This window comes from Pseudarthrobacter sp. DSP2-3-2b1, assembly GCF_049895945.1.
GTDB lineage: Bacteria > Actinomycetota > Actinomycetes > Actinomycetales > Micrococcaceae > Arthrobacter.
In genome coordinates this window covers 13,122-36,359 of the sequence record NZ_JAFCTI010000003.1, presented here as the reverse complement: position 1 = coordinate 36,359, position 23,238 = coordinate 13,122, and the positions used below count along the sequence as shown (strand labels likewise).

General features: G+C 64.9%; 22 protein-coding genes, 1 tRNA gene and 1 pseudogene. 8 read left to right on the top strand and 16 right to left on the bottom strand.

Annotated elements, in window-relative coordinates; genetic code table 11:
- Window positions 1–97: 97 nt before the first annotated feature.
- Window positions 98–919: a ParA family protein gene (locus tag ACP7AX_RS05280; protein ID WP_426225659.1), complete on the top strand. Its 822-nt coding sequence runs from the start codon at window positions 98–100 to the stop codon at window positions 917–919.
- 101 nt (window positions 920–1,020) lie between these two features.
- Here ACP7AX_RS05280 and ACP7AX_RS05275 read toward each other — a convergent pair whose 3' ends face one another.
- The 5 genes from ACP7AX_RS05275 to gcvH all read right to left on the bottom strand — a co-directional run bounded on the left by ACP7AX_RS05275 (window position 1,021) and on the right by gcvH (window position 4,101).
- Window positions 1,021–1,614 (bottom strand): MerR family transcriptional regulator, encoded by a 594-nt coding sequence (locus ACP7AX_RS05275; RefSeq protein ID WP_131681834.1) that lies wholly within the window; start codon window positions 1,612–1,614, stop codon window positions 1,021–1,023.
- A gap of 237 nt (window positions 1,615–1,851) precedes the next feature.
- Entirely contained in the window at window positions 1,852–2,355 is a 504-nt protein-coding gene (locus tag ACP7AX_RS05270) for a bifunctional nuclease family protein (RefSeq protein WP_426225658.1), read from the bottom strand.
- Window positions 2,355–3,071, bottom strand: coding sequence for a MerR family transcriptional regulator (locus ACP7AX_RS05265; protein ID WP_131681835.1), 717 nt, complete (start codon window positions 3,069–3,071; stop codon window positions 2,355–2,357). The genes ACP7AX_RS05270 and ACP7AX_RS05265 overlap by 1 nt, the downstream gene beginning before the upstream one ends.
- 23 nt (window positions 3,072–3,094) lie before the next feature.
- A complete protein-coding gene (locus tag ACP7AX_RS05260; protein WP_131681836.1) occupies window positions 3,095–3,571 on the bottom strand; it encodes an FHA domain-containing protein in 477 nt (158 codons plus the stop codon).
- Window positions 3,572–3,714: 143 nt separating this feature from the next.
- Entirely contained in the window at window positions 3,715–4,101 is a 387-nt protein-coding gene (gene gcvH, locus ACP7AX_RS05255) for a glycine cleavage system protein GcvH (RefSeq protein ID WP_108599458.1), read from the bottom strand.
- Between the two features lie 118 nt (window positions 4,102–4,219).
- Here gcvH and ACP7AX_RS05250 point away from each other — a divergent pair, with 118 nt between their 5' ends.
- Both ACP7AX_RS05250 and ACP7AX_RS05245 read left to right on the top strand, forming a co-directional pair.
- Window positions 4,220–4,837 carry a hypothetical protein gene (locus tag ACP7AX_RS05250; RefSeq protein WP_426225657.1) on the top strand — a complete coding sequence of 206 codons (618 nt, stop codon included), beginning with the start codon at window positions 4,220–4,222 and terminating at the stop codon, window positions 4,835–4,837.
- 2 nt (window positions 4,838–4,839) lie between these two features.
- The gene (locus tag ACP7AX_RS05245; RefSeq protein WP_131681837.1) at window positions 4,840–5,709 is read left to right on the top strand and encodes a DNA-formamidopyrimidine glycosylase family protein; all 870 of its coding nucleotides are present in this window, start codon (window positions 4,840–4,842) and stop codon (window positions 5,707–5,709) included.
- A 54-nt stretch (window positions 5,710–5,763) separates the two neighbouring features.
- Here ACP7AX_RS05245 and ACP7AX_RS05240 read toward each other — a convergent pair.
- From ACP7AX_RS05240 to ACP7AX_RS05195, 10 genes are all read right to left on the bottom strand, one after another.
- A tRNA-Pro gene (locus ACP7AX_RS05240) sits at window positions 5,764–5,840 on the bottom strand.
- 147 nt (window positions 5,841–5,987) lie between these two features.
- Window positions 5,988–7,538 (bottom strand): ribosome biogenesis GTPase Der, encoded by a 1,551-nt coding sequence (gene der / locus ACP7AX_RS05235; RefSeq protein WP_131681838.1) that lies wholly within the window; start codon window positions 7,536–7,538, stop codon window positions 5,988–5,990.
- 10 nt (window positions 7,539–7,548) lie between these two features.
- The gene (locus ACP7AX_RS05230; protein ID WP_426225828.1) at window positions 7,549–8,229 is read right to left on the bottom strand and encodes a lysophospholipid acyltransferase family protein; all 681 of its coding nucleotides are present in this window, start codon (window positions 8,227–8,229) and stop codon (window positions 7,549–7,551) included.
- Window positions 8,230–8,257: 28 nt separating this feature from the next.
- The gene (gene cmk / locus ACP7AX_RS05225) at window positions 8,258–8,971 is read right to left on the bottom strand and encodes a (d)CMP kinase (protein WP_131681839.1); all 714 of its coding nucleotides are present in this window, start codon (window positions 8,969–8,971) and stop codon (window positions 8,258–8,260) included.
- Window positions 8,971–10,080 (bottom strand): prephenate dehydrogenase, encoded by a 1,110-nt coding sequence (locus tag ACP7AX_RS05220; RefSeq protein WP_426225656.1) that lies wholly within the window; start codon window positions 10,078–10,080, stop codon window positions 8,971–8,973. Before ACP7AX_RS05220 ends, cmk begins: the two co-directional genes overlap by 1 nt.
- A gap of 3 nt (window positions 10,081–10,083) precedes the next feature.
- Complete coding sequence (locus tag ACP7AX_RS05215) at window positions 10,084–11,466, bottom strand: pseudouridine synthase (protein ID WP_426225655.1); 1,383 nt, start codon at window positions 11,464–11,466, stop codon at window positions 10,084–10,086.
- 109 nt (window positions 11,467–11,575) lie between these two features.
- Window positions 11,576–12,238, bottom strand: a complete 663-nt coding sequence (gene scpB / locus ACP7AX_RS05210; RefSeq protein WP_131681842.1) for an SMC-Scp complex subunit ScpB — start codon at window positions 12,236–12,238, stop codon at window positions 11,576–11,578.
- Window positions 12,235–13,047 carry a segregation and condensation protein A gene (locus ACP7AX_RS05205; RefSeq protein WP_426225654.1) on the bottom strand — a complete coding sequence of 271 codons (813 nt, stop codon included), beginning with the start codon at window positions 13,045–13,047 and terminating at the stop codon, window positions 12,235–12,237. The genes scpB and ACP7AX_RS05205 overlap by 4 nt, the downstream gene beginning before the upstream one ends.
- 7 nt (window positions 13,048–13,054) lie before the next feature.
- Window positions 13,055–13,954 (bottom strand): AAA family ATPase, encoded by a 900-nt coding sequence (locus ACP7AX_RS05200; protein WP_131681916.1) that lies wholly within the window; start codon window positions 13,952–13,954, stop codon window positions 13,055–13,057.
- Between the two features lie 228 nt (window positions 13,955–14,182).
- The gene (locus ACP7AX_RS05195; protein ID WP_426225653.1) at window positions 14,183–15,532 is read right to left on the bottom strand and encodes a cation:dicarboxylate symporter family transporter; all 1,350 of its coding nucleotides are present in this window, start codon (window positions 15,530–15,532) and stop codon (window positions 14,183–14,185) included.
- A 141-nt stretch (window positions 15,533–15,673) separates the two neighbouring features.
- Between ACP7AX_RS05195 and ACP7AX_RS05190 the strand changes: the two genes are divergently transcribed.
- Window positions 15,674–17,314 carry a sensor histidine kinase gene (locus tag ACP7AX_RS05190; RefSeq protein WP_426225652.1) on the top strand — a complete coding sequence of 547 codons (1,641 nt, stop codon included), beginning with the start codon at window positions 15,674–15,676 and terminating at the stop codon, window positions 17,312–17,314.
- Window positions 17,311–18,024 (top strand): response regulator, encoded by a 714-nt coding sequence (locus ACP7AX_RS05185; protein ID WP_426225651.1) that lies wholly within the window; start codon window positions 17,311–17,313, stop codon window positions 18,022–18,024. Before ACP7AX_RS05190 ends, ACP7AX_RS05185 begins: the two co-directional genes overlap by 4 nt.
- Before the next feature lies 1 nt (window position 18,025).
- Here the strand turns inward: ACP7AX_RS05185 and ACP7AX_RS05180 are convergent, their stop codons facing one another.
- On the bottom strand, window positions 18,026–19,927 hold the full coding sequence (locus ACP7AX_RS05180; RefSeq protein ID WP_426225650.1) for a propionyl-CoA synthetase: 1,902 nt from the start codon (window positions 19,925–19,927) through the stop codon (window positions 18,026–18,028).
- Window positions 19,928–20,116: 189 nt separating this feature from the next.
- Here ACP7AX_RS05180 and ACP7AX_RS05175 point away from each other — a divergent pair.
- The 3 genes and pseudogenes from ACP7AX_RS05175 to prpB all read left to right on the top strand — a co-directional run.
- Window positions 20,117–20,772 (top strand): annotated as a pseudogene (locus ACP7AX_RS05175) (GntR family transcriptional regulator); the annotation flags it as partial.
- A complete protein-coding gene (locus tag ACP7AX_RS05170; RefSeq protein ID WP_426225649.1) occupies window positions 20,768–22,288 on the top strand; it encodes an MmgE/PrpD family protein in 1,521 nt (506 codons plus the stop codon). The pseudogene ACP7AX_RS05175 and the gene ACP7AX_RS05170, both read left to right, overlap by 5 nt.
- Window positions 22,289–23,194, top strand: coding sequence for a methylisocitrate lyase (prpB, locus tag ACP7AX_RS05165; RefSeq protein ID WP_426225648.1), 906 nt, complete (start codon window positions 22,289–22,291; stop codon window positions 23,192–23,194).
- Window positions 23,195–23,238 lie beyond the last annotated feature (44 nt).

Here is a 23,238-nt window from a genome sequence, read left to right as displayed (position 1 = left end):
GGGTGGGGCGGCAGGAGCTGGAGCCGCCCGGCTTCGGCACTGCCGGAGCAAACATTACCCCCAACACGGCAGCCGGCGTTAGGTTTTGGTCTCACAAGTGCAAGTAGTCAGCATCAGCAGCCTCAAGGGTGGAGTCGGCAAGACTTCCGTCACCACAGGATTGGCGTCTGCGGCGCTTGCCGCAGGCATCCCCACACTGGTCGTGGACCTCGATCCCCACGCGGATGCGACCACCGCCCTGGGCGTGCAGCCGGCGGATCAGCTGGACATCGGCCGGATGCTTAAGAGCCCGCGCCGGGCGAAGCTGGCAGACAATGTGGTGGGAAGCAGCTGGACTGCCCGGGCGCACTCCAACGGATCCGGCCCGGCCGTCCTGGACGTTGCTGTGGGCTCGGCCTACACAGGCATCTATGACCGGCCCGATCTCGGCCGCCGCGATCTCCGCAGGCTCTCCGCGGTCCTGGCGACAGCCGGTAGGTATGAACTGGTCCTCATCGACTGCCCGCCCTCACTGAATGGGCTGACGCGGATGGCATGGACCGCCAGCGACAAAGTCGCCCTGGTTGCGGAGCCCGGGCTGTTCTCAGTGGCCGGCACAGAACGGACCATGAGGGCCATCCAGCTCTTCCGGCAGGAATTTGCCCCGAACCTCTCCCCCGCGGGCATCGTAGCCAACCGCGTGCGTACGGGCTCGTCCGAGCACACCTACCGGCTGGCCGAGATGGAATCGATGTTCGGTGACCTCTTGCTGAGCCCGCGCATTCCCGAACAGGCCAACTGGCAGCAGATCCAGGGTGCTGCCCATCCCGTGCATCACTGGCCCGGCGAGTCGGCGAAGACCTCCGCTGCCTTGTTCGATGCCCTGCTGGTCAACGTGATGGCCGCCGGCGCCGGCCTGCGGAACCGCACGCAGCGTTAGCGGCCCAGCGGCCGCACAATAAAGTGGCCGCACAACAAAGCGGCCACCCAGGCGCTGAAGTTCAGCGCGGGGGTGGCCTCTTTGGTTGTTTAGGGTGTTATTCAGCTGATCTTTTTGGCCCGCCGTTTGCTCAGTTCATCGTCGGGAAAGGACTGCTCCACGGCGTGCTCGCTGGGAAGGGACGCCAGGCTGCCCTCCACCTCGCGCCAGACCCGTCCGACGGCGATGCCAAAAACGCCCTGGCCACCCTGTACGAGATCGATGACCTCGTCCGCGGACGTGCATTCATAGACGCTCGCACCGTCACTCATCAGGGTGATCTGCGCCAGGTCCTCCACCCCGCGTTCGCGCAGGTGTTCAACGGCAGTGCGGATCTGCTGGAGGGAAACGCCGGTGTCCAGGAGCCGCTTGACCACCTTCAGGACAAGGATGTCCCGGAAACCATACAGGCGCTGGGAGCCTGAACCTGCAGCACCGCGGACGGCCGGTTCAACCAGCCCGGTGCGCGCCCAGTAGTCCAGCTGGCGGTAGGTGATGCCGGCCGCCTTGCACGCTGTGGGACCGCGGTACCCTGCGTCCTCGTCCAGAACGGGGAGGTCCTCGGTGAACAGCAGGCCCTGGGCACCGCTCGCGGGCACAGCCACACCAGCGGTTGTGGGTTGCTTCAGCCCGCCTGCTTCGCCTTTGGGACTCACCTGGATCCTCCTTGTCAGAAACTCCCGGGGAACACCGCAACAGCCTGTGCAGGCATGAAGTCCATGCATGTAATTTCGCGGGAGTCGTACTCTACAGTGTGACTTGCGCGGCTGCTGTAAGCAATGGGAGCTTGATACCTTCGACGTTAGGCCTGCTGCGACCCAAGGTCAAAGACGTCGGGCCTTAGGCCAGGGCGTGTCGTAAGTTTCAGCCTCAACTTTAACCTTAACGTGACCTCAGCCGTCGAAATCCTCTGGCTCAACGTCGTCCAGGAACTCCCGGAAGCGCCGCAGTTCCTTCTCTTCGTCCACGATGGGACCCGGCTCCGCGTCCTCGCCCTCATCGTGTTCGGTGATCCGGACGCCGGCCTCATCCATCACGGAGTCGGCACACCAGATGCGGCATTTGGCCCGCAGTGCAATCGCCAGGGCGTCCGAGGCCCTGGAGCTGACCGTGGTGCCGTTCTCGAACTGAAGCTGGCCGTAGAAGATGTTGTCTTCCACTGCCACAATGTTCACACTGACAACGGAGTGGCCGAGGGATTCCACAACATCCACCAGGAGATCGTGGGTCATGGGGCGGGGAGGGACAACCCCCTGCTGGGCCAAGGCAATTGCGCTGGCTTCCGGCGTGCCGATCCAGATGGGCACGTGGCGCTCACCGTGAATCTCACGCAGGAGTACCAGCGGCTGGTTGGAGGGCAGTTCAATGCGAACGCCTACGATTTCGACTTCGATCATCAGATGTCCATACGGGAGATATGGTCCTGGACCAATGCCCGGTGCAGGGTCAGGCAAAGGTCGCTGATTTCGCGGGCCGCCTCGGCAGCCCGCGCCTGGGACGCGGAGTCCTTCCGTGAGGCAAGCGGGGCAACTGCCCGCTCCACAAGCCCGAATTCACGCTCTGCGGCAGCCTGGAAGGGCCGCAGGTGGCGCGGTTCCAGGCCGTGGCTTTCCAATTGCACGCAGGCACGGGCCACCTGCAGCGCGTGCTCATCGAAGCTGCCGTTGCTGTGGCTGATCAGTCCGAAGCTCAGCAGCGACTGGAGCAGCGGCACGCTGGCGCCGGATTCGGTCCGCAACTGCTCCTCGCTGAGCCTGCGGCCCCGGCTCTGGAGCTCCGCGGCCAGTTCGTCAGAGACGATCCGGGGCGAAACCACGACGCCGGGCGGCAGGTTCTCCGGGCGCTCCCCCTTGTCAATGGCGTCAAGGTAGTCCTTGATCACTTTCAGGGGCAGGTATTGGTCCCGTTGAAGGGCGAGGACGAAGCGCAGCCGTTCAACATCGCCCTCAGAGTACTGCCGGTATCCTGCCGGCGTGCGGCGGGGATTGATCAGGCCCTTTTCCTCGAGAAACCTGATTTTGGATGCAGTCATTCCGGGGAAGTCCCCGCTGAGCTGGGCGAGGACTTCCCCAATGTTCAGAACCTGGGGTCCCCGGCTTTCCGGCTGTGCCATTGCCACAGGCGAATGTCCCGGGATCAGGCGCGGCCTGCTGCGCGGGCAGGGCTCAGGTAGAAGGTGAGTCGGAACTTGCCGATCTGGACTTCGTTTCCGGACTTCAGTTCCACGCTGTCCACGCGGTCGTGGTTAACGTAGGTTCCGTTCAAGCTGCCGGTATCCACTACTTCGAAGCTCCGGGGTGTGCGGCGGAACTCTACGTGCCGGCGCGAAACGGTCACATCATCGAGGAAGATATCGGCATCCGGGTGGCGTCCGGCAGCAGTGACGTCCGAGTCAAGCAGGAAACGGGCACCCGCATTGGGGCCGCTGTGCGCGATCAGGAGCGCGGAGCCGGCAGGCAGGGCCTCCACGGACAGGCGTTCCTCACTGGAAAGCCTGGGGGCAATGGTGGGTTCGTCGGTGACGGGGGTCAGATGAATCGAGGTGGTCTCCGAAGCCCTGGCCGCACCGTTGCCGTACTTGCCTTCGGCAGGGTCCTGTTTATGGCCAGCCATGGATTCCTCCTCTTTCGCTGCAGTTCTCACGCCTGCAATCAACAATTACCCTGACGGATGCGCCTCGCAGATCCGTGACGGGAACCGATCCGGCCACTGACGTGCGAAGACATCCATCAGCCGGACCCGGTAACCCGTTACGTTCAGCCTACCTGCTGTTCGTACTCGGATGCACTGAGCAGCGATTCCATGGCGTCGGCTTCGGCGAGTTTGACTTCCATGAGCCAGCCATCACCATAAGGATCTGTATTAATCAGGGCCGAATCAGTGTCGAGGGACTCATTGCGGGCCACGATTTCACCGCTGACGGGGGCATAAATGTCGCTCACGCTCTTGGTGGACTCCACTTCGCCCACCACTTCATTTGCGGTCACTTTGGTGCCGGCTTCCGGCATCTGGGCATAGACAACGTCCCCGAGTGCGTCCTGGGCGAAATCCGTAATGCCCACTCGGACCACACCGTCGGCGTTCGGTGCAGACACCCATTCGTGCTCGGCGGTATAGGACAGGTCTTCGGGAATGTTGCTCATCAGGGGCCTTTCATCGGGTCAAACACCAATGTCAACGGGGCCAGGAAAACAAGCCGCCGGTGAAAGTATAGGCACAAGTCCACAGGCGTTCGAGGAGGATTCTGACATGATGGGACCCATGAGAGAACGTGGACTGGAAACGCCCAGGAAGAGGGGCAATTGGGCAGCCCGGATCATTCTTGTCGCTGCAGCGTTACTGGTCCTCGTCATTGCCTACTTTGCCTTGGCGGCAATCCTGCCGGTCTGGTGGGCAAACGTCATCCGCAATCAGGTCCAGGGCGACCTCGGGGCCGGGATCCTGATGGGGATGTCTTACGGTTTCATTTTCACGCTGGTGCCTCTGATGGTGGCCTGGCAGGCGACCCGGAAGTCGTTGGCCTGGGGCTGGAAGCTCGCCCTTCTGCTGGTAGCCGTGGCACTTGCCACGCCCAACCTCCTCACTGCCGGAATCATGTTCGGCAGTTCCGAAGCGGCCCACAACGGACAGCGCATCCTTGGCACCGAAGCCACCTGGTTCGCGCTCTGGACGCAGGTCTCGGCCATCGCCGCCGCCGTCGTATTTGTTCTTGGCGTGATTTTCTGGAGGATCTGGCGGCAGCGCGGCAAGAAGGTGAAGGCCTTGAAGAAGGCCGACTCTGAGCGCACCCTGGCCGCAAAGGCGGCGGCAAAAGCGGCTGCCCCCGGGACGAATCCTGACGCGGGGGCAGCCACTGACACCCCGGCCAACCGCAGGTAGCCATGCCGGAACTGCCCGAGGTTGCAGGCCTTGCCGGATTCCTTGACTCGCATCTGCGGGGATCGGTCATCCAGAAAGTCCAGATCGCTTCCTTTGCGGTGCTGAAGACGGCCGATCCGCCCTACACGGCGCTGGAGGGCAACAAAGTCGCCGGGGTACGGCGGTTCGGCAAATTCGTCAGCATCGACACGGACGGGCCGTCTTTCGTGTTCCACCTGGCGCGTGCAGGCTGGGTCCGGTTCACCGACTCCCCCACCGGCACCCAGGTCCGGCCTGGCAAGAGCCCCATCGCCGCCCGGCTGGCGTTCAGCGGCCCTGACGGCGATCACGGCATGGACCTTACGGAGGCGGGGACCAAGAAGAGCCTGGCGGTCTATGTTGTCCGCGACCCGCAGGACGTTCCCGGCATCGCCGCGCTCGGGCCCGACCCGTTCAGCGAGGAATTCGACGCCGATACGCTGGCGGAAATCCTGGGATCCAGTTCACAACAGATCAAGGGCCTCCTGCGAAGCCAGAGCGTGATTGCGGGTATCGGCAACGCCTACAGCGACGAGATCCTGCATGCCGCCAAAATTTCCCCTTTTGCAACGGGCAAGTCCCTGGACCGCGGGACCGTCCAGGTGCTCTATGACGCCATCCACAGCATCCTCGGCACAGCACTGGCAGAGGCCGAGGGCAAGCCGCCCAGTGAACTCAAGGACGTCAAGCGCAGCCATATGAGGGTCCATGCCCGCACAGGCGAAGCGTGCCCGGTCTGTGGCGATACGGTCCGTGAGGTGTCTTTCGCGGACTCGGCCCTGCAGTACTGCCCCACCTGCCAGACCAAGGGCAAGGTCCTCGCGGACCGGCGGACCTCGAAGTTCCTGAAATAAGCCGGCACAAAACAAAAGCGCCCCGGAGAAAGATTCTCCGGGGCGCTTCTATGTTGGTCGGGCTGACAGGATTTGAACCTGCGACCCCTTGACCCCCAGTCAAGTGCGCTACCAAGCTGCGCTACAGCCCGTCAGTTCCGCCGTTCTCCGCTGCGTTTCATCCAAGTGTTAGCCAGGATTTCCACTCAGCAGTCCGGCTGAACCACCTTGAAAAGCTTACACGATTCCGGAGCTTGCCAATGACACTTTGCCGCCTGCGCGCCCCGGGTGTGTCGGAATTAACGCTTCTTGCCGCGCTTTTCGCGTACCCGCATGTTGACCTCGATGGGCGTGCCCTCGAAACCAAACGTTTCGCGGAGCCGGCGGGTGATGAACCGGCGGTAGCCCGGGTCCAGGAAACCCGTGGTGAACAGGACGAACTTCGGCGGGCGGCTGGAGGCCTGGGTGCCGAAGAGGATGCGCGGCTGCTTTCCACCGCGGACCGGGTGCGGATGCGCGGCCACGAGCTCGCCGAGGAACGCATTGAGCCGGCCTGTGGGGATGCGCTTGTCCCAGTTTTCCAGGGCGAGGTCGAGGGCAGGCACCAGGCGGTCCTTGTGCCAGCCGGTCAGGGCCGAGATGTTGACCCGGGGTGCCCAGGCCACGTGGGCCAGGTCCTGTTCGATTTCCCGTTCCAGGTAGGTGCGGCGTTCGTCGTCGAGCAGGTCCCACTTGTTGAACGCGAGGACCAATGCCCGGCCGGACTCAATGGCCAGCTGCAGGATGCGGACGTCCTGTTCGCTGAGGACCTCGTCAACGGCGAGGAGCACGACGGCGACCTCCGCCTTTTCGAGGGCGGCCTGGGTCCGGAGGGAGGCGTAGTAATCGGCGCCCTGTGCCATGTGCTGGCGGCGCCGGATGCCGGCCGTGTCCACGAAGCGCCAGGTCCGGTCGCCCAGTTCGATGAACTCATCCACCGGATCACGGGTGGTGCCGGCGGTGTTGTCCACTACTACCCGCTCGGACCCGGCCAGCTTGTTCAGCAGGGAGGACTTGCCCACGTTCGGGCGGCCGATCAGGGCAATGCGGCGCGGACCGCCGGAGCGTTCCAGGCCCTCAATGGTGGAGAACTCGGGAAGGGTGTCCATGACGTGATCCAGGAGATCTGCCACACCGCGTCCGTGCAGGGCCGATACCGGGTACGGCTCGCCGAAACCGAGACCCCAGAGGGTCGCGGAGTCTGCTTCCTGGGCGAAGTCGTCCACCTTGTTGGCCACCATGATGACCGGCTTCTTGCTGCGGCGGAGCATCTTCATGACGCCCTCGTCCGTGGCGGTGGCGCCTACGGCGGAGTCAACAACGAACAGGACGGCGTCGGCGAGTTCCACAGCCATTTCGGCCTGTTCGGCAACCCGGGCGTGGATGCCGCGGGCATCGTGCTCCCAGCCGCCGGTGTCCACCAGGGTGAAGTTGCGTCCGTTCCAGCTGGCGGAGTACATCACGCGGTCCCTGGTCACGCCGGGGGTGTCTTCAACCACGGCCTCGCGGCGGCCGAGGATGCGGTTTACCAGCGTGGATTTGCCCACGTTGGGGCGTCCGATGATGGCAAGGACAGGATCGAGCTTGACCGGACCGCTGAAGTCCTCGTCATCGTAGTCCCCGCTCAGCAGGGCGGCGTCTTCCTCATCGAGGTCGTAGTCTGCCAGGCCGGCCCGGAGTGACGCTGCGCGCATCTCCGCTTCGTCGTCGTCAATGGCGGCCAGCCGTTCGGCCACCTGGTCCGTGCCGGTGGGCGTGTATTCGTCTTCGCCGGCGCCGGAGTGGCCGGAGGTTTGAGTCGTATCGCTCATTGCGCTTTCCTTAGTGGTCATCTGCCGGCGGCCCGGCTACTGCTGTGAGGTTCGTGCTGAAATCCGCATGGGGCAAAGGCTGCCCACTGTGGTGGATTGTGTCCTGGACGTGCCCCGCTAGCGCAGAGCGGATTTCCATTGCCGCCCTGTCCATTGAAGCACGGCCTGTTTCGCCGGGGTTGCGGCTCAGTGTCAGGGCGTTGCCGAAGCTGACGTGGAACCGCCGCCCCGGCCTGGGGACTGTGTCGAGGTGTTCCCCGCCGGTCCTCGTGCCGAGAATCGCCACGGGAACCACGGGGGCCCCCGAGTTCAGGGCCAGCCAGGCGACCCCGTTGTTGATGTCCGTTGCCTGGCCGCTCCCCCGGGTGCCTTCCGGGAGAATCCCGATGCAACGGCCGGCGTCGAGCATGTCCTTGCTGAGCAGCAGCGCCGCCCGGTCCCCGGAACGGTCCACCGGGAGCTGCCCGGAGGCGCGGAGGATCTGTCCGAGCGGACCTTTGAACATCTCCTTCTTGACCAGGATGTGCATGCGCCTCGGCGCTGCACCGAACATCACCGGCCCGTCCAGGAAGCTGATGTGGTTGCCGGCAAAAATGACCGGCCCGCCGGTGGGGACGTTGTCCTTCCCGGTGACTGTGGTCCGGTACACCAGGTGGTCCAGGATCCAGCCGACAGGCCGGCTCCAGGTCATGGTCCAGCCCGAAGGCAGCCTTGCCCCGTCAGTCACGGTTCAGCACCTTGGTGACAATCACGAGGGCGGCGTCCACAGTCTCGGTGAAGTCCAGGTCAGAGGAATCCAGGGTGACAACACCATCGGCGGCCTGGGTGAAGTTCACCACGGTGGAATCCTTGGCGTCGCGCCCGGTCACCTGGGCGGCCAACTGCTCCGCGTCCTGGCTGCCGCCCAGCTGGACGCCGCGGCGGCGAAGCCTGGCCTCTTCACTGGCAGTGAGCAGCATCCGCACTTCGGCGCCGGGCACGACGACGGTGGTGATGTCCCGGCCCTCCACCACTATGCGGCGGTGGTGCTTTTCGATCAGTTCACGCTGCCGCCGGATAAGTTCAGTCCGGGCGCCCAGGGTGGTGGCCACGGTACTGACGGCCGAGGAGATGGCGGGCTCGCGGATGGCGTCGGTGACGTCTGCTCCGTCAACACGCACATATTCCTGCTGCGGGCTGGTGCTCAGTTCCAGCACAAGGTCCCTGGCCGCCTGCTCCACCGAGGCGGCGTCGTTGAGATCAATTCCGCTGTTGACGCAGAACCAGGTGAGTGCCCGGTACATGGCACCGGTGTCCAGGTAAGCAAGGTGCAGCCGGCGGGCCACTTCCCTGCTCACGCTGGACTTCCCGGAACCGGAAGGACCGTCGATGGCGACCACCAGCGGCCTGCCGACGCGCAGCGCCGGGAGGGTGTCAAGAAGTTCCTGTGTCATTACTGGAGTACCCGCCATCCGCGGTCGTTGAGTGCTTCGATCAGGTGGTCGTGCTTGTTCGGCAGTACAGAGAGTTCCACCATGCCCACATTCTGGCCCGAGGAGTGGTCCAGCCGCAGGTCCTCCACGTTGACTCCGATCTCGCCGATTTCCGTGAGGAGCCTGGCGATCTGGCCAGGTTTGTCGTCAACAAGGACTGTCAGCCATGCATACGCCTGCGGGGGGCCGCCGTGCTTGCCCGGGATGCGGGCCTGCCCGGCGTTGCCTTCGCTGATGAGTTGCGCCAGATCAAGCCGCGCGCCGGGCGCCGTTGGGTCCTCCAGGGTGCCGATGAGGCGGTTCAGGTCCTCGCGGACACCGTAGAGGATATCGACGACTTTCCGGGCGTTGCCGCCCAGGATCTGGACCCAGAGGGTGGGGTCGCTTGCCGCGATCCGGGTAACGTCCCGGAGCCCGTTCCCGCTCAGGGACAGCGCATGAAGGGGTGTTCCCTGCAGCCGGCTGGCCAGCAGCGAAGACATCACCTGGGGCAGGTGGGAAACCAGTGCCACTGCTTCGTCGTGTTCCTCCGGGCTGAACTGCGAAACAACGGCTCCGAGGTCCGTTGCCAGCGACCGCGCCGTCTGCACAGCGGCCTCCGAGGATTCAGGGCCCGGGCACACCACCCAGGGCATGGACGTAAAAAGCTCCCCGCGGGCGGCAACCGGTCCGGACTTTTCACGTCCGGCCATGGGGTGGGTACCCACGTAACGGGTGAGGTCCACCCCGCGGCCGCGGAGCTCCGCCAGGATTGCTGCCTTGACACTGGCGATGTCCACCACGGTTGAACCGGGGTAACCGGCCAGGGCCTTGGCGACGACGTCGGCCGTCACGTCAGGCGGTGCTGCCACCACCACAAGTTCGGGTGTTTCGTCGCCGAGGTGCTCCAAAGGCTGGCCTGCACCGATGTCGACGGCGACGGCCTGGTTGGTGGGCGACGGGTCAGAGAGGAACACGGGCACGCCGCGTCCCCGCAGGCCCAGCCCGATGCTGGCACCGAGCAGTCCGGTGCCAATCACCACCACCGGGCCGTTGAGGTGTCCACGCCCGTGCGAGCGGAATGCGGACATGCCTCAGAGCCCTACGGATGCCAGCAGGTGGCCGACTTCCTGCTTGCCAAGGTTGCGGATGCTGCCCTGGCGCTGGTCACCCAGCCCGATGGGACCCACCTTGACGCGCACCAGGCGCAGGACGGGGAAGCCGACGGCGTCGAAGAGGCGCCGTACAATGCGGTTCTTGCCGGAGTGCAGGACTACCTCAATCAGTACGTGGCCGGGTGTGGAGTCCACCAGCTTGAAGGAGTCAACGGAGGCGATGCCGTCCTCGAGTTCCACACCTTCGCGCAGCTGCGCGCCGATTCCCTGCGGGAACGGGCCGCGGACCTGGACCAGGTAGGTCTTGGGGACCTCGTAGGAGGGGTGGGTGAGCCGGTTGGCCAGCTCGCCGTCGTTCGTCAGCAGCAGCAGGCCCTCGGTGGCAACGTCCAGGCGGCCCACGTGGAAGAGCCGTTCGCCCTGGTGGGTTTTCCGCACGAAGTCACTGATGCAGGGACGGCCGTCCGGGTCCTCCATGGTGGAGACAACGCCCTTGGGCTTGTTGAAGACCATGTAGACGAGGTTGTCATCGAGCTGGATGCGCAGGCCGTCGACGTGGACGATGGCGGTCTCGGGGTCAATCCGGACACCAAGCTCGGTGACTACCTGGCCGTCCACCTCGACCCGGCCCTCGGCGATCATTTCCTCGCAGACGCGGCGTGAAGCCACGCCGGCCTGGGCCATGACTTTCTGCAGCCGGACGCCGTCGGCGTCGTGCAGGTCAGACTGCGGGACAGCGCCCCGCGGGCCCCGCTTGCGCGATGGCTTGCGGACCGGGCCAAGGTTCTGCCCGAACCGTTCGCTGCCGAAAGCACGCGATGCTGCCGCGCCGGGCCTGGCTGAGCGTGGCTTTGGCTTGAGGGCACCGGGAGTTCCGGGCTCTTTTTTGGCACCCGGCTTGCGCGCTGCGGGCTTCCGTGAGGACTGCCCTGCGGGCTTCCTGTCGGATCCGTCGCGGCCCGCCGGGGAGGCAGGGGCATCGCCGGGATCGACGAACGGCTCCTCGCGCGGCTTCGGGGCCTTGTACGGACGGTCGCCGTACGGGCGCTCTCCGCCGCCGCCGAATCCGGCGTTGCGCTTGCCTGCGCCGGCGCGGAATCCGCCGCCCTGCGCCGGATTGCGGCTGGCGCCGCCCTGTGCCGGATTGCGGCTGGCCGATGCACTGCGGCTCGCCGATGCGTCGCGGCTCGCCGATGCGTCGCGGCTCGCCGATGCGTCGCGGCTCGCCGATGCGTCGCGGCTCGCCGATGCGTCGCGGCTCGCCGATGCGTCGCGGCTCGCGCCGCCTTGTCCTGCATTGCGTTCTGAACTGTTGCGTCCCGAACTGTTACGTGGTGAACCCTGGCGTCCCGCCTGTGTCATGACCCGTCCTTCGATATGTTGGCCGGCAAGTTGTCCAACAACAACCCTAGCCAGCCATGCAGAATTTATCTGCCCTTATGAATACTCTTGCGCGCAGGCGGTTGCCCGCCTACATTCTGTCGGCGTCGTAGAACTCCGCGATGCCCTCCAGCCCCGGAAGATGGGGTGAGAGCTGAGGAAGTTCCGCCACTGAGCCGATTCCCATCCGTTCCAGGAAATACGACGTGGTCCGGTAGAGGATTGCTCCCGACTCGGGATCGTGACCCGAGTCTTCGATCAGCCCGCGTTGGGTCAATGTCCGTACGACAGAATCGACATTGACTCCTCGAATCGCAGACACCCGGGCCCTGGAGACAGGCTGCCGGTACGCGATGACAGCGAGTGTTTCCAGCGCTGCCTGCGTGAGCCTGGCTGTCTGTCCCTCCAGCACGAACCGTCCGACAATGTCAGCGAACTCCGTGCGCGAGTAGATCCGCCAACCACCGGCGATGTTCCGCAATTCAAAACCCCGGGGGCTGGCGCTGAAAGCAGCATCGCTGGTCTCGTCCATGTCCGGGGCTTTAACAGTATAGCCGCTATAATCGCGCTGCAGTTCCGCCAAGAGCCCTTCGACGGTGGCGACCGTCAGCTTCAGGCCGGCTGCCAGCTCGGTTGCCGTTGCCGGCTGGTCCAGCACCATGAGGACAGCCTCAAGCGCGGCCTTCGCGCCGCCGGGAAGGTCATGGAGGTCCACAACGCCCTCGTCCTCAGGGTTCGAAGTGTCGGCGGTCACGGCTGCTCCTCATATTCTTCGCTCAGGTTTTCGACGGACCAGTCCTGGCCGTCAACCGTCCAGTGCACTGTGAGGTCCCCCAACGGCGAAAGCTGGTCAAAGGACACCGCCCTTTCCCGGAACAGCTCCAGCAACGCCAGGAACCGGGCCACAACAATAAGGGTGGACTCCGCGTCGGCGATCAGTGCCCGGAACGACAGCGGCTTCCCCAGCTGGAGCCGCAGGCCCAGGATCTCTGCCTGCTCCTTCACGCTGACGGTGCCGCCGTGCAGGTGGTCGAGACCTACTTCGGTGGGCGCGGCGGTTTTCGGTTTCAGGGCGGCTTCGGCCAGCTGCGCGAACTGGTGGGGCGAGTGCTTCCACACCAGTTCCGGAAGCATGGCCGCAAAGTGTTCTTCGAGGGCCACCTGGCGGGGAAACCGCTGGGCCTCCTGCTCCAGGGTCTCTGACATCAGGCCGGCCACCTGTTTGAACGCCTTGTATTGGAGAAGCCTGGCGAAGAGGAGGTCCCGCGCCTCGAGCAGGGCGATGTCTTCGTCATCCTCCACCTCGCCGGCCGGCAGGAGCCTGGCCGCCTTGAGGTCCAGGAGCGTGGCGGCAATGACCAGGAACTCACTCGCTTCATCCAGCGCCCAGTCCTCGCCCAGTTTCTGGAGGTTCCGGATGTATTTGATGAACTCATCGGTGACGGTGGCGATCGCCACCTCGGTGATATCCAGCTGGTGCTTGGCGATCAGGCCGAGCAGGAGGTCGAAGGGACCGGTGAAATTGGCCAGCCGGACTTCGAAGCCGGGTTTGGTCTCGGCCACGGTGTGGCTAGGGTGCGCCGCCGCGGGAAATCAGCTCTTTGGCCAGGCGGCGGTAGGCATCGGCGCCGATATGGTTCCCCGCATAGGAGGTGATCGGCTCAGCCGCAACAGTGGCATCGGCGAACTTGATGGAACGCTTGATGACAGTCTCAAAGACCTTGTCACCGAAAGCCTCCACCAGCCGCGTAATGACCTCCCGGCTGTGCAGCGTGCGGGAGTCGTACATGGTGGCGAGAACACCATCCACCTGCAGGCGGGGGTTCAGCCTGTCCTGGACTTTGTCGATGGTTTCAACCAGCAGGGCAACGGCGCGAAGTGCAAAGAACTCGCAGATCAGCGGAATGATGACGCCGTGGGCAGCGGTCAGGGCGTTGACCGTCAGCAGGCCCAGTGACGGCTGGCAGTCGATGAGGACGACGTCGTAATCGTCCTCCACTTTCTTCAGGGCCCGGTCCAGGACCTGTTCGCGGGCTACCTCGTTGACCAGCTGGACTTCAGCGGCCGAGAGGTCAATGTTGGCCGGCAGCAGGTCAACGTTCTCAACACCCGTGTGGTGGATGGCGTCACGAATGTCCACTTTCCGGTCCATCAGCACGTTATAGACCGTGAGGTCCAGTTCATGCGGGTTGATGCCGAGGCCGGCAGAGAGCGCGCCCTGGGGGTCAAAGTCAACCAGCAGAACCTTACGGCCGTATTCAGCCAGGGCCGCCGCGAGATTGATGGTGGACGTGGTTTTGCCGACGCCACCCTTCTGGTTGACCATGGCTATGACGCGCGCCGGACCGTGGGAGGACAGCGGCGCGGGTTCCGGGAATTCGCGGTACGGACGCCCTGTGGGGCCCATCACGGCGTCTTCCAGATCGAGTTCCGTGCCCTCCAGAGTTGCCGAACCCTGTTCGCTGCTCACGTATCTATCCACACTTTCGATGACGGTGACTTCCTGCCGCTGGATACCCAGCGCCGTTCCTTCTTCTTTCAAGGCTACAGGGGCCGACACGGTATTCGGCGGAACTTGACATTGCACAAATGTTGAGCCTTGACCCTCTGGTTGAGGTCGAAGGTTAGGTGCTTGGACGCAGGAATGCCCGTCCTGCCGAGGGCTGGACGGGCATTCCGGTGGAGCTGTTGAAGCTTCCTAGACGGTGGCAGGTACAGGCTTTGCGTCGGTGGCAGTGTGGTCTGCCGGGTCACCGTGACCGGCAATCATGGTCTGTTCGTCGAAGGGGACCTCGCCGGAGAGGACACGTCCCACCTGGTCATTGTCGATTTCCTTGACCCAGGTTCCGATCAGCAGCGTTGCGACGGCGTTGCCGGTGAAGTTGGTCAGCGCACGGGCTTCGGACATAAAGCGGTCGATGCCGACAATCATGCCCACGCCGCCCAGGAGCTCGGGCTTGTGTGCCTGAAGCCCTGCTGCCAGCGTCGCCAGGCCTGCGCCGGTCACACCGGCTGCGCCCTTGGAAGCGATGATCATGAAGATGAGCAGGGACACCTGGGCGCCCAGGTCCAGCGGCGTGCCCATGGCGTTGGCCACGAACAGCGACGCCATGGTCAGGTAGATGGCGGTGCCGTCCAGGTTGAAGGAGTAGCCCGTGGGAACGGTGACCCCGACAACCGGCTTGGAGACTCCGAGGTGCTCCATCTTGGCGATGAGGCGCGGCAGGGCCGCTTCAGAGGAGGACGTGGAGAAGATCAGGAGGTATTCCCGGCCCAGGTACTTCATGAGCTTGAAGATGTTCACTCCGGTCACAACCTGCAGCAGTCCGCCGAGGATGATGATGATGAACAGGGCGCAGGTGATGTAGAAGGCGGCCATCAAGGTGAACATGCTGACAATAGCCTGGAAGCCGGTGGCTCCGACCACGGCGGCGATGGCGCCGAAGGCACCCACCGGGGCAAGCCACATGATCATGATCAGGATGCGGAAGACAAGAACCTGGCCGTGGCCGATCGCCTTGAGGATGGGAGTGGCCTGCGGGCCCATCTTCTGGAGGGCGAAGCCCACCAGGATGGCGGCGAAAAGTGTGGGCAGGACGGGGATGTCGCCCGGAATGATGCCCAGGAGGAAGGAAACGGTGCTGTCTACTTCTGCCTTCTTGTTGGGGTCGTATGCCGCAAGCTTCAAACCTTCACCGGGGTGGATCAGGTTGCCCACTACCAGGCCGATGCCCAGGGCGAAGGTGGACATGAGGACAAAGTAGCCCAGCGCGAGCCCGCCCACTTTGCCCACTGTTGCCGCCTTGGCGATGGAGCCGATGCCCAGGACGATGGTGCAGAAGATGATCGGCGCAATCATCATTTTGATCAGCTTGATGAAGCCGTCGCCCAGCGGCTTCAGGGATTTGCCGACCTCGGGGAACAGCAGACCGACCAAGGCACCCAGGATGACGGCGGCGATGACGGCGATGTAGAGGTAGTGGGATTTGTCCAGGCCCTTGCGGGCGGCCTTTGCAGGCGCTGCTGACTCTCCTCGTTGAGAGGCCATGATGTGTCTCCTTTGTGGATAATCTGATAGACGCTGCGGCGCAGGCTCTGGGCTCATCGCGTCGGTCCGGTGTGATATCCATCATTGGGCACGCCGTGACGCAGCTCACCGTTGCGTTCATATTGGTCATGGGAGGTACTGATGATCCACCGCTGGAGTATCGCCCGCAGGCTGTTTGTCGCCAACCTGCTGATTGTCGTGGCCTTCATTGCGATTGTGGGCACAGCAACTTTTGTCGACGCCCGGGACCGCGCCTACGAAGAGGCCGGGCAGCGTATGGCCGGCGTGGCGGCCTCGGTGGCCGCCAATCCCCTGGTCCTCGAAGCCGCGGACCAGCAGGATCCTTCTGCTTCCCTGCAGCCGTATGCGCTGAAGGTCATGGACGGCGCCGGCATTGATTTCCTCACCATCATGGCGCCGGACAGGACACGCTGGACGCATCCGCGCAGTGAGGAACTCGGCAGGCCATACATCGGCACCATTGACGCCGCCCTCAGGGGCGAAGTGTTCACCGAGGTGACCGCAGGGACGCTGGGCCCGTCGGTCCGCACCATCGTCCCGGTCCTGGACTCGGGAAATAACGTCCGGGCGCTCGTGGCCGCCGGCGTCACAGTCCGGACGGTGGATGTCGCCTTCGCCGGCCGGCTGCCTGCACTGTTGGCGATCGGCCTCACCCTGCTGATCGGCGGATCGCTGGCGTCGTGGTTTTTGGGGCGCTACCTCCGCAGGGTCACCCGTGGCTGGGGGCCGGAGCAGCTGGCCCAGCTCTTCGCCTACTACGAATCGGTGCTGCACTCTGTGCGGGAAGGGCTGATCCTCATCGACACCAAGGGCCGGGTGGTGATGTACAACGATCAGGCGGCCGAGCTGCTGGGCCTGGCGGAGCGGAGCAGCAACGATCCAACCCGTCCGCCGTCCCTGGCAGAACTGCCGCTGGACGAGGGCCTGCGGGCGCTGTTCGAATCCGGCCGCCTCGCCCACGACGAAATTGTGCTGACCGGATCGCGGATCCTGGTGGTCAACCAGGGACCTGCCAAGGGCCCGGCACTCCCCGGCCTGCGCGGCAGGACGCCGGTCTATGGAACGGTGGCCACGCTCCGGGACCGCACCGAAATCGAAGCCCTTGGCAGCGAACTGCAGACCATGCGGACCCTCTCGGACGCCCTGCGAGCGCAGACCCACGAGCACGCCAACCGGCTCCACACGATGGTTTCACTCCTCGAGCTGGGCCGCACGGGCGAGGCGCTGGAGTTCGCCACCAAGGACCTGGAACTCAGCCAGCAGCTGACCGACGAGATGCTCAGTTCCGTCGATGAGCCGGTCCTCAGCGCCCTGATCATGGGCAAGGCCGCCGAAGCCAACGAACGCGGAGTGAAGCTGACACTCGCTACCGAAGGATCGGCATCCGTTGCCGGCCTGGCAGTCCAGGACCTTGTCACCATCCTTGGCAACCTCCTGGACAACGCCATCGACGCAGCGGCGGACGGGGCGGCACCCAAGAAGGTGGAGCTGACAGTGGAATCGGACGCCGAGGGCCTGGATATCACTGTCAAGGACTCAGGCCCCGGCGTGGACCCCGCCGCCGTCGACGATATTTTCCGGCACGGCTTCAGCACCAAGGCTTCGGGGCCGTTCGGCCGCGGCATTGGCCTGGCCCTCGTCCGGCAGGCCGTCCAGCGGCTGGACGGTACCATGACGATCACAGGCATGGACGGCGCGCAGTTCCATGTCTTCCTGCCCGCTGCGGCAACCGGACCCGACAAAGAGGAGCAGTTCCAGTGAGCGATATCCGCGTCCTGGTTGTTGAGGACGAACCGGTCGCCTCCGCGGCGCACGCCGCCTATGTGGGCAGGCTGCCGGGTTTTAAGCTCGCGGGAACAGCTCCCGACGGGCAGTCCGCACTGCGGCTCCTGTCCGAGTTCCAGGCCTCGGGGGACCCCGTGGAGCTCGTCCTGCTCGACATGAACCTGCCGGACCTCCACGGGCTGGACATCGCCCGCCGGATGCGCGCTGCAGGAATCCTGGCGGACATCATCGCGATCACCGCCGTCCGCGAACTGGCGATTGTCCGAAGTGCCGTGGCGATCGGCGTGGTCCAGTACCTCATCAAGCCCTTCACGTTCGCCACGTTCGCTGACAAGCTGGGAAGCTACCGCCTGTTCCGCCAGCAACTTGCCTCACCGGTGGCGGGCGGCGGCAGGACAGGGGCTTCCCAGAGCGAGGTGGACCAGGCGTTCGCGAGCCTCCGCGCGCCGTCGGAACTGCCGCTGCCAAAAGGGCTCTCCGTCTCCACCCTCGGGTCAGTCCAGGACTTCCTGAAGCAGCAGGCCGACGCCGTCTCCGCGACCGAGGTGATGGCGGCGCTGGGCATGTCCCGGGTGACCGCCCGGCGCTACCTCGAGTACCTGGCCGACGCCGGAACGGTCTCACGGATGCCGCGCTACGGCACCCCGGGCCGGCCGGAGAATGAATACCGCTGGAGCGGCCGCTGACTCAGTTCCCGGCGGCGCCCGGACGCAGGGTCCCGATCAATTGATCGATCACCCCGGCGTCCTCGATGGTGGAAGGGACAACGTACTCCTCGCCGTCGGCAATCTGCCGCATGGTCTTGCGGAGGATCTTGCCCGAGCGGGTCTTGGGCAGGGCCTCCACCACTGCCACATGTTTAAAGTCCGCCACAGCTCCGATGTCCCGGCGGACAAGCGCGATCAGGTCCTTGACAAGGATGTCTTCAGCCACGTCCACCCCCGATTTGAGAACCACGTAGCCGCTGGCACGCTGGCCTTTCAAGGGGTCCGCAAGGCCGATCACGGCGCACTCAGCCACCGCCGGGTGCCGCCCGATGACCTGTTCCATGGCACCGGTGGAGAGCCGGTGCCCTGCCACGTTGATGATGTCGTCGGTGCGGCCCATCACGAAGACGTAGCCGTCCTCGTCGCGGTAGCCCGAGTCACCGGTGGCGTAGACGCCCTCGAATGCCTGGAGATAAGAGGAGACGTAGCGTTCGTCGTCGCCCCACAGCGTGGTCAGCGTCCCGGGTGGCAGTGGCAGACCGAGCACAATATTGCCCTCTGTCCCGGCAGCGACTTCCTCCCCGAGTCCGTCGACGATGTTGAGCCGGAACCCCGGCATCGGGACGCTGGGGGAACCTGCCTTGATGGGGAGCGCCTCCAGCCCCCGCGGGTTGGCGCAGATGGCCCAGCCGGTCTCCGTCTGCCACCAGTGATCCACCACCGGCACGCCCAGGGACTGCGATGCCCAGTGGAAGGTATCGGTGTCCAGCCGCTCCCCCGCCGCGAAGAGTGTCCGCAGGCTGGAGATGTCATGATCCTGCAACAGCTTCGCCTCGGGATCGGCCTTCCGGATGGCGCGCAACGCGGTGGGCGCGGTGAACAGCACATTGACCTTGTGGTCCTCGATCACGCGCCAGAAGGCCCCGGCATCCGGGGTGCCCACCGGCTTTCCTTCATAGAGGACTGTGGTGGCCCCGGCCAGCAACGGGCCGTACACGATGTAGGAGTGCCCCACCACCCAGCCGACATCGGAGGCTGTCCACATCACATCGCCGGGCCCGATGTCATAGATGTTTTCCATGGTCCAGCTCAGCGCCACCGCATGGCCGCCGTTGTCCCGGACCACTCCCTTGGGGCTGCCGGTGGTTCCCGACGTGTAGAGGATATAGAGCGGGTCCGTTGCCTTGACGTCCACGGGTGCTGCCGGCTCGGCCGTGGCCATCTCGGCGTCCCAGTCCAACCAGCCGGCGTGGTCCGGGAGTAAGGATGTGAAGCCCTCCCGCGACCTGACGATCACCGGGAGGTCAGGTACTCCGGCCAGCTGCAGTGCTTCCGCCACCGCGGGAAGGTATTCGATCCGGCGGGAGGGCTCGATCCCGCCGGATGCGGTCACCACCATGGCCGGAGCGGCGTCCCTGATGCGGGCCGCCAGTTCCTTGGGGGCGAAGCCGCCGAACACCACAGAATGCACTGCCCCCAGCCGTGCCGTGGCCAGCATTGCGATGGCGGCTTCCGGAATCATGGGCATGTAGATGACCACTCTGTCGCCCTTGCCGACTCCATGCCTGCGGAGCACGCCCGCGAACCGGGCCACCAGTCCGGTCAGTTCGGCATAGGTGAACCGCCTCTGGATCCCCAGCATCGCGGAATCATAGATGAGCGCGTCCTGGCCTCCGCGCCCGGCCTCCACATGACGGTCCAGGGCGTTATAGCAAGTGTTCAGGACGCCGTCAGGAAACCACTTGAACAGCGGCACCGTGCTGGAGTCGACGGCCTGCTGCGGCGGTTCGGTCCAGGAGATCTTCGCGGCGGCACCCAGCCAGAATTCCTCAGGCTTCGCCAGGCTCTGTTCGTAGCTGTTCTGATAGCTCTTGGTACCCATGAATTGCATCCCGTCCACTCCGTTGTGATGGGGCCCATGCTAGCCCGGCGGCGGAGCACTGCACAAGGGTTTATGTATACACAAATCGGTTATTTGTCGGCCAGGCACGCGGATGCTCGCCAAATATCAAGGCTGTGTATACACTAAGGAGCATTACCACCCGGTCAGCCAACAATGAAGGAGGCAGTGATGCGGGCCAGCGATAAGGCTTACGCCGCACTGCGCGATGACATCATTGAATGGCGCCTGGCACCGGGAACCGTCCTGGCAGAGGTGGAACAGGCCGAACGCCTCGGTGTCTCACGCACCCCACTCCGGGAGGCGCTCAGCCGGCTCAGCGCAGAGGGACTGACGACGGCGGCGGGCGGCCGCGGCGTCGTCGTCACCGATATTTCCCTGGACGACATCGATGAGATGTTCGAGCTGCGGTTGACTTTGGAGGGCCGGGCGGCTTCGCTGGCCGCCGAACGCGGCGAGCGCGCAGTCTTCGAGCAGCTGCATGCCGAACTGCTCCGTGCCCCGGAACTCATCACCGGCGCGGATCCTGCCCTGCACGACTACTACGCTTTGGTGGGCCGGCTCGACGAAGCGATCGACTCCGCCATCTCAAATTCCTACCTCGCCCAGGCTATGCGCAGCCTGCGCGTCCATCTGGTGCGGGTCCGCCGGCTCGCCGCCGACGACGCCCGGCGCCTTCACGCCGCAGCCCTGGAGCATGCAGCGATCGCCGAGGCCATAGCTGCCGGCAACGCCAAGCTCGCCGAAGCGGCCACCACCATGCACCTGCACCGCAGTCTTTCCCACGTCAAAGCAACTCACATCCCGCATTAGAGGAGCATCATGGTCAAGCTCAACCACGTCCGTGTCTACAAAAGCGAAGAGAACCTTGCCCGCGAGGACCAGCTGGCACACAAGATCGCCGTTGTCGCCGCTGATCCTGTGGAGGTGACCGCCGAGGTCACCGAAATGGTGATCAACAGGGTGATCGACAACGCCTCTGTTGCCATCGCCTCGCTGAACCGCGGCCCCATTGTTGCGGCCCGGGCGCAGGCCCTGACCCACTCACCGACCACCAACGGCAAGGGCGCGAGCGTCTTCGGCATCACGGACAAAGTTTCCCCTGAGTGGGGGGCATGGGCCAACGGCGTGGCCGTCCGCGAACTTGACTACCACGACACGTTCCTCGCCGCTGAGTACTCCCACCCCGGGGACAACATCCCGCCGATCCTTGCCGTCGCACAGCACGTGGGTGCGGGCGGTAAAGACCTGATCCGGGGCATCGCCACCGGGTACGAGATCCAGGTCAACCTGGTCAAGGCGATCTGCCTGCACAAGCACAAGATCGACCACGTGGCGCACCTCGGCCCCTCCGCCGCCGCCGGCATCGGCACCCTCCTGGGCCTCGACGTCGAAACCATCTTCCAGTCAGTGGGCCAGGCGCTGCACACCACCACGGCCACCCGCCAGTCCCGCAAGGGCGAGATCTCCACCTGGAAGGCGCACGCACCCGCGTTCGCCGGCAAGATGGCCGTCGAAGCCGTGGACCGGTCCATGCGCGGCCAGACCTCCCCCGTGCCGATCTATGAGGGCGAAGACGGCGTGATCGCCTGGATGCTGGACGGCCCCAACGCCTCCTACGAGGTCCCCCTTCCGGAGGCCGGCGAGGCGAAGCGCGCCATCATGGACACCTACACCAAGGAACACTCTGCTGAGTACCAGGCCCAGGCGTGGATTGACCTGGCCCGGAAGCTTCACCGGGAACACCCGGAAACCACGGATGCCGCCAACGTGAAGCAGGTCCTGATCAAGACCAGCCACCACACGCATTACGTGATCGGTTCCGGCGCGAACGATCCGCAGAAGTACAGCCCCACGGCCAGCCGTGAAACCCTGGACCACTCGATCCCGTACATCTTCACCGTTGCCCTGCAGGACGGGGCCTGGCACCACGTGGACTCCTACTCCCCCGAACGCGCCGGCCGCCCGGACACCGTGGAGCTGTGGCACAAGGTCACCACGGAGGAGGATCCGGAGTGGACACGCCGCTACCACTCCCTGGACATCGCAGAGAAGGCCTTCGGCGGATCCGTGGAGATCACCCTTAACGACGGCACGGTGGTCACGGACCAGATCGCCGTGGCCGACGCCCACCCGCTCGGTGCCCGGCCCTTCGCCCGCCAGCAGTACATCAACAAGTTCCGCACTTTGGCCGCAGGACTGGTTGAGGAAGCGGAGATCGAGCGTTTCCTCGCAGCGGCCGAAAGCCTTCCGGACCTGGGCCCGGGCGAGCTGGAGCAGCTGAACATCACGGCAGCGCCCGGCGTCATCGACCTCAGCAACGCACCCCAGGGGCTGTTCTAAATGCTCTACTCCAGCACCACGCCGGAGCAGAAGCGGATCCGCCTCCGCGAACTCCTGGCCTCCGGGACCATCGCCCAGTTCCCGGGCGCGTTCAACCCGCTCTCTGCCCGGCTGATCGAGGAAAAGGGTTTCGCCGGTGTCTACATCTCCGGCGCTGTCCTGGCCAACGATCTTGGCCTGCCGGACATCGGCCTGACTACGCTGACCGAGGTGGCCACCCGGGCCGGGCAGATCGCCCGGATGACTGATCTGCCCTGCCTGGTGGATGCGGACACCGGGTTCGGCGAGCCCATGAACGTGGCCCGCAGTATCCAGGAGCTCGAAAACGCGGGACTGGCCGGCTGCCACATCGAGGACCAGTTCAACCCGAAGCGCTGCGGCCACCTGGATGGCAAAAACGTGGTGGACGTGGATACCGCCACCAAACGCATCCGTGCCGCAGCAGATGCCCGCCGCGATCCGAACTTCCTCATCATGGCGCGGACGGACATCCGCGCCACGGACGGGCTGGAAGCGGCGCAGTCGCGGGCAAAGGCGCTGGTGGAGGCGGGGGCGGACGCCATCTTCCCGGAAGCCATGCGGGACCTGAGCGAGTTCCAGGCAATCCGCGATGCCGTGGACGTGCCGGTCCTGGCCAACATGACCGAGTTCGGCAAGAGCGATCTTTTCACCGTGGAGCAGCTCGCCGGCGTCGGGGTCAACATGGTGATATATCCGGTGACCCTCCTCCGTAGTGCCATGGGGGCCGCGGAGCGTACGCTGGAATCGATTAAGGCTGACGGAACCCAGGAGGCACAGGTCCCACACATGCTGACCCGTTCGCGCTTGTACGACCTCGTTGACTATGAGGCCTACAACCGTTTCGACACGGGGGTCTTCAATTTCCAGATCCCCGGAACCAACTGACCCACCCCCACATTTCCGGCTCCGGCCGGCACAACAGGCGACAG

Excerpts from the sequence above, each read along its gene's own strand:
- ACP7AX_RS05230 (WP_426225828.1), bottom strand. The coding sequence starts at position 8,229 with ATGACCTGGAGCCGGCCTGTCGGCTGGATCCTGGACCACCTGGTGTAC.
- der (WP_131681838.1), bottom strand. The coding sequence starts at position 7,538 with ATGAGCGATACGACTCAAACCTCCGGCCACTCCGGCGCCGGCGAAGAC.
- cmk (WP_131681839.1), bottom strand. The coding sequence starts at position 8,971 with ATGACACAGGAACTTCTTGACACCCTCCCGGCGCTGCGCGTCGGCAGG.
- ACP7AX_RS05170 (WP_426225649.1), top strand. The coding sequence starts at position 20,768 with ATGGTCAAGCTCAACCACGTCCGTGTCTACAAAAGCGAAGAGAACCTT.
- ACP7AX_RS05180 (WP_426225650.1), bottom strand. The coding sequence starts at position 19,927 with ATGGGTACCAAGAGCTATCAGAACAGCTACGAACAGAGCCTGGCGAAG.
- ACP7AX_RS05190 (WP_426225652.1), top strand. The coding sequence starts at position 15,674 with ATGATCCACCGCTGGAGTATCGCCCGCAGGCTGTTTGTCGCCAACCTG.
- ACP7AX_RS05245 (WP_131681837.1), top strand. The coding sequence starts at position 4,840 with ATGCCGGAACTGCCCGAGGTTGCAGGCCTTGCCGGATTCCTTGACTCG.
- ACP7AX_RS05215 (WP_426225655.1), bottom strand. The coding sequence starts at position 11,466 with ATGACACAGGCGGGACGCCAGGGTTCACCACGTAACAGTTCGGGACGC.
- ACP7AX_RS05260 (WP_131681836.1), bottom strand. The coding sequence starts at position 3,571 with ATGGCTGGCCATAAACAGGACCCTGCCGAAGGCAAGTACGGCAACGGT.
- ACP7AX_RS05220 (WP_426225656.1), bottom strand. The coding sequence starts at position 10,080 with ATGTCCGCATTCCGCTCGCACGGGCGTGGACACCTCAACGGCCCGGTG.
- ACP7AX_RS05270 (WP_426225658.1), bottom strand. The coding sequence starts at position 2,355 with ATGATCGAAGTCGAAATCGTAGGCGTTCGCATTGAACTGCCCTCCAAC.
- prpB (WP_426225648.1), top strand. The coding sequence starts at position 22,289 with ATGCTCTACTCCAGCACCACGCCGGAGCAGAAGCGGATCCGCCTCCGC.
- ACP7AX_RS05195 (WP_426225653.1), bottom strand. The coding sequence starts at position 15,532 with ATGGCCTCTCAACGAGGAGAGTCAGCAGCGCCTGCAAAGGCCGCCCGC.
- ACP7AX_RS05250 (WP_426225657.1), top strand. The coding sequence starts at position 4,220 with ATGAGAGAACGTGGACTGGAAACGCCCAGGAAGAGGGGCAATTGGGCA.
- ACP7AX_RS05265 (WP_131681835.1), bottom strand. The coding sequence starts at position 3,071 with ATGGCACAGCCGGAAAGCCGGGGACCCCAGGTTCTGAACATTGGGGAA.
- gcvH (WP_108599458.1), bottom strand. The coding sequence starts at position 4,101 with ATGAGCAACATTCCCGAAGACCTGTCCTATACCGCCGAGCACGAATGG.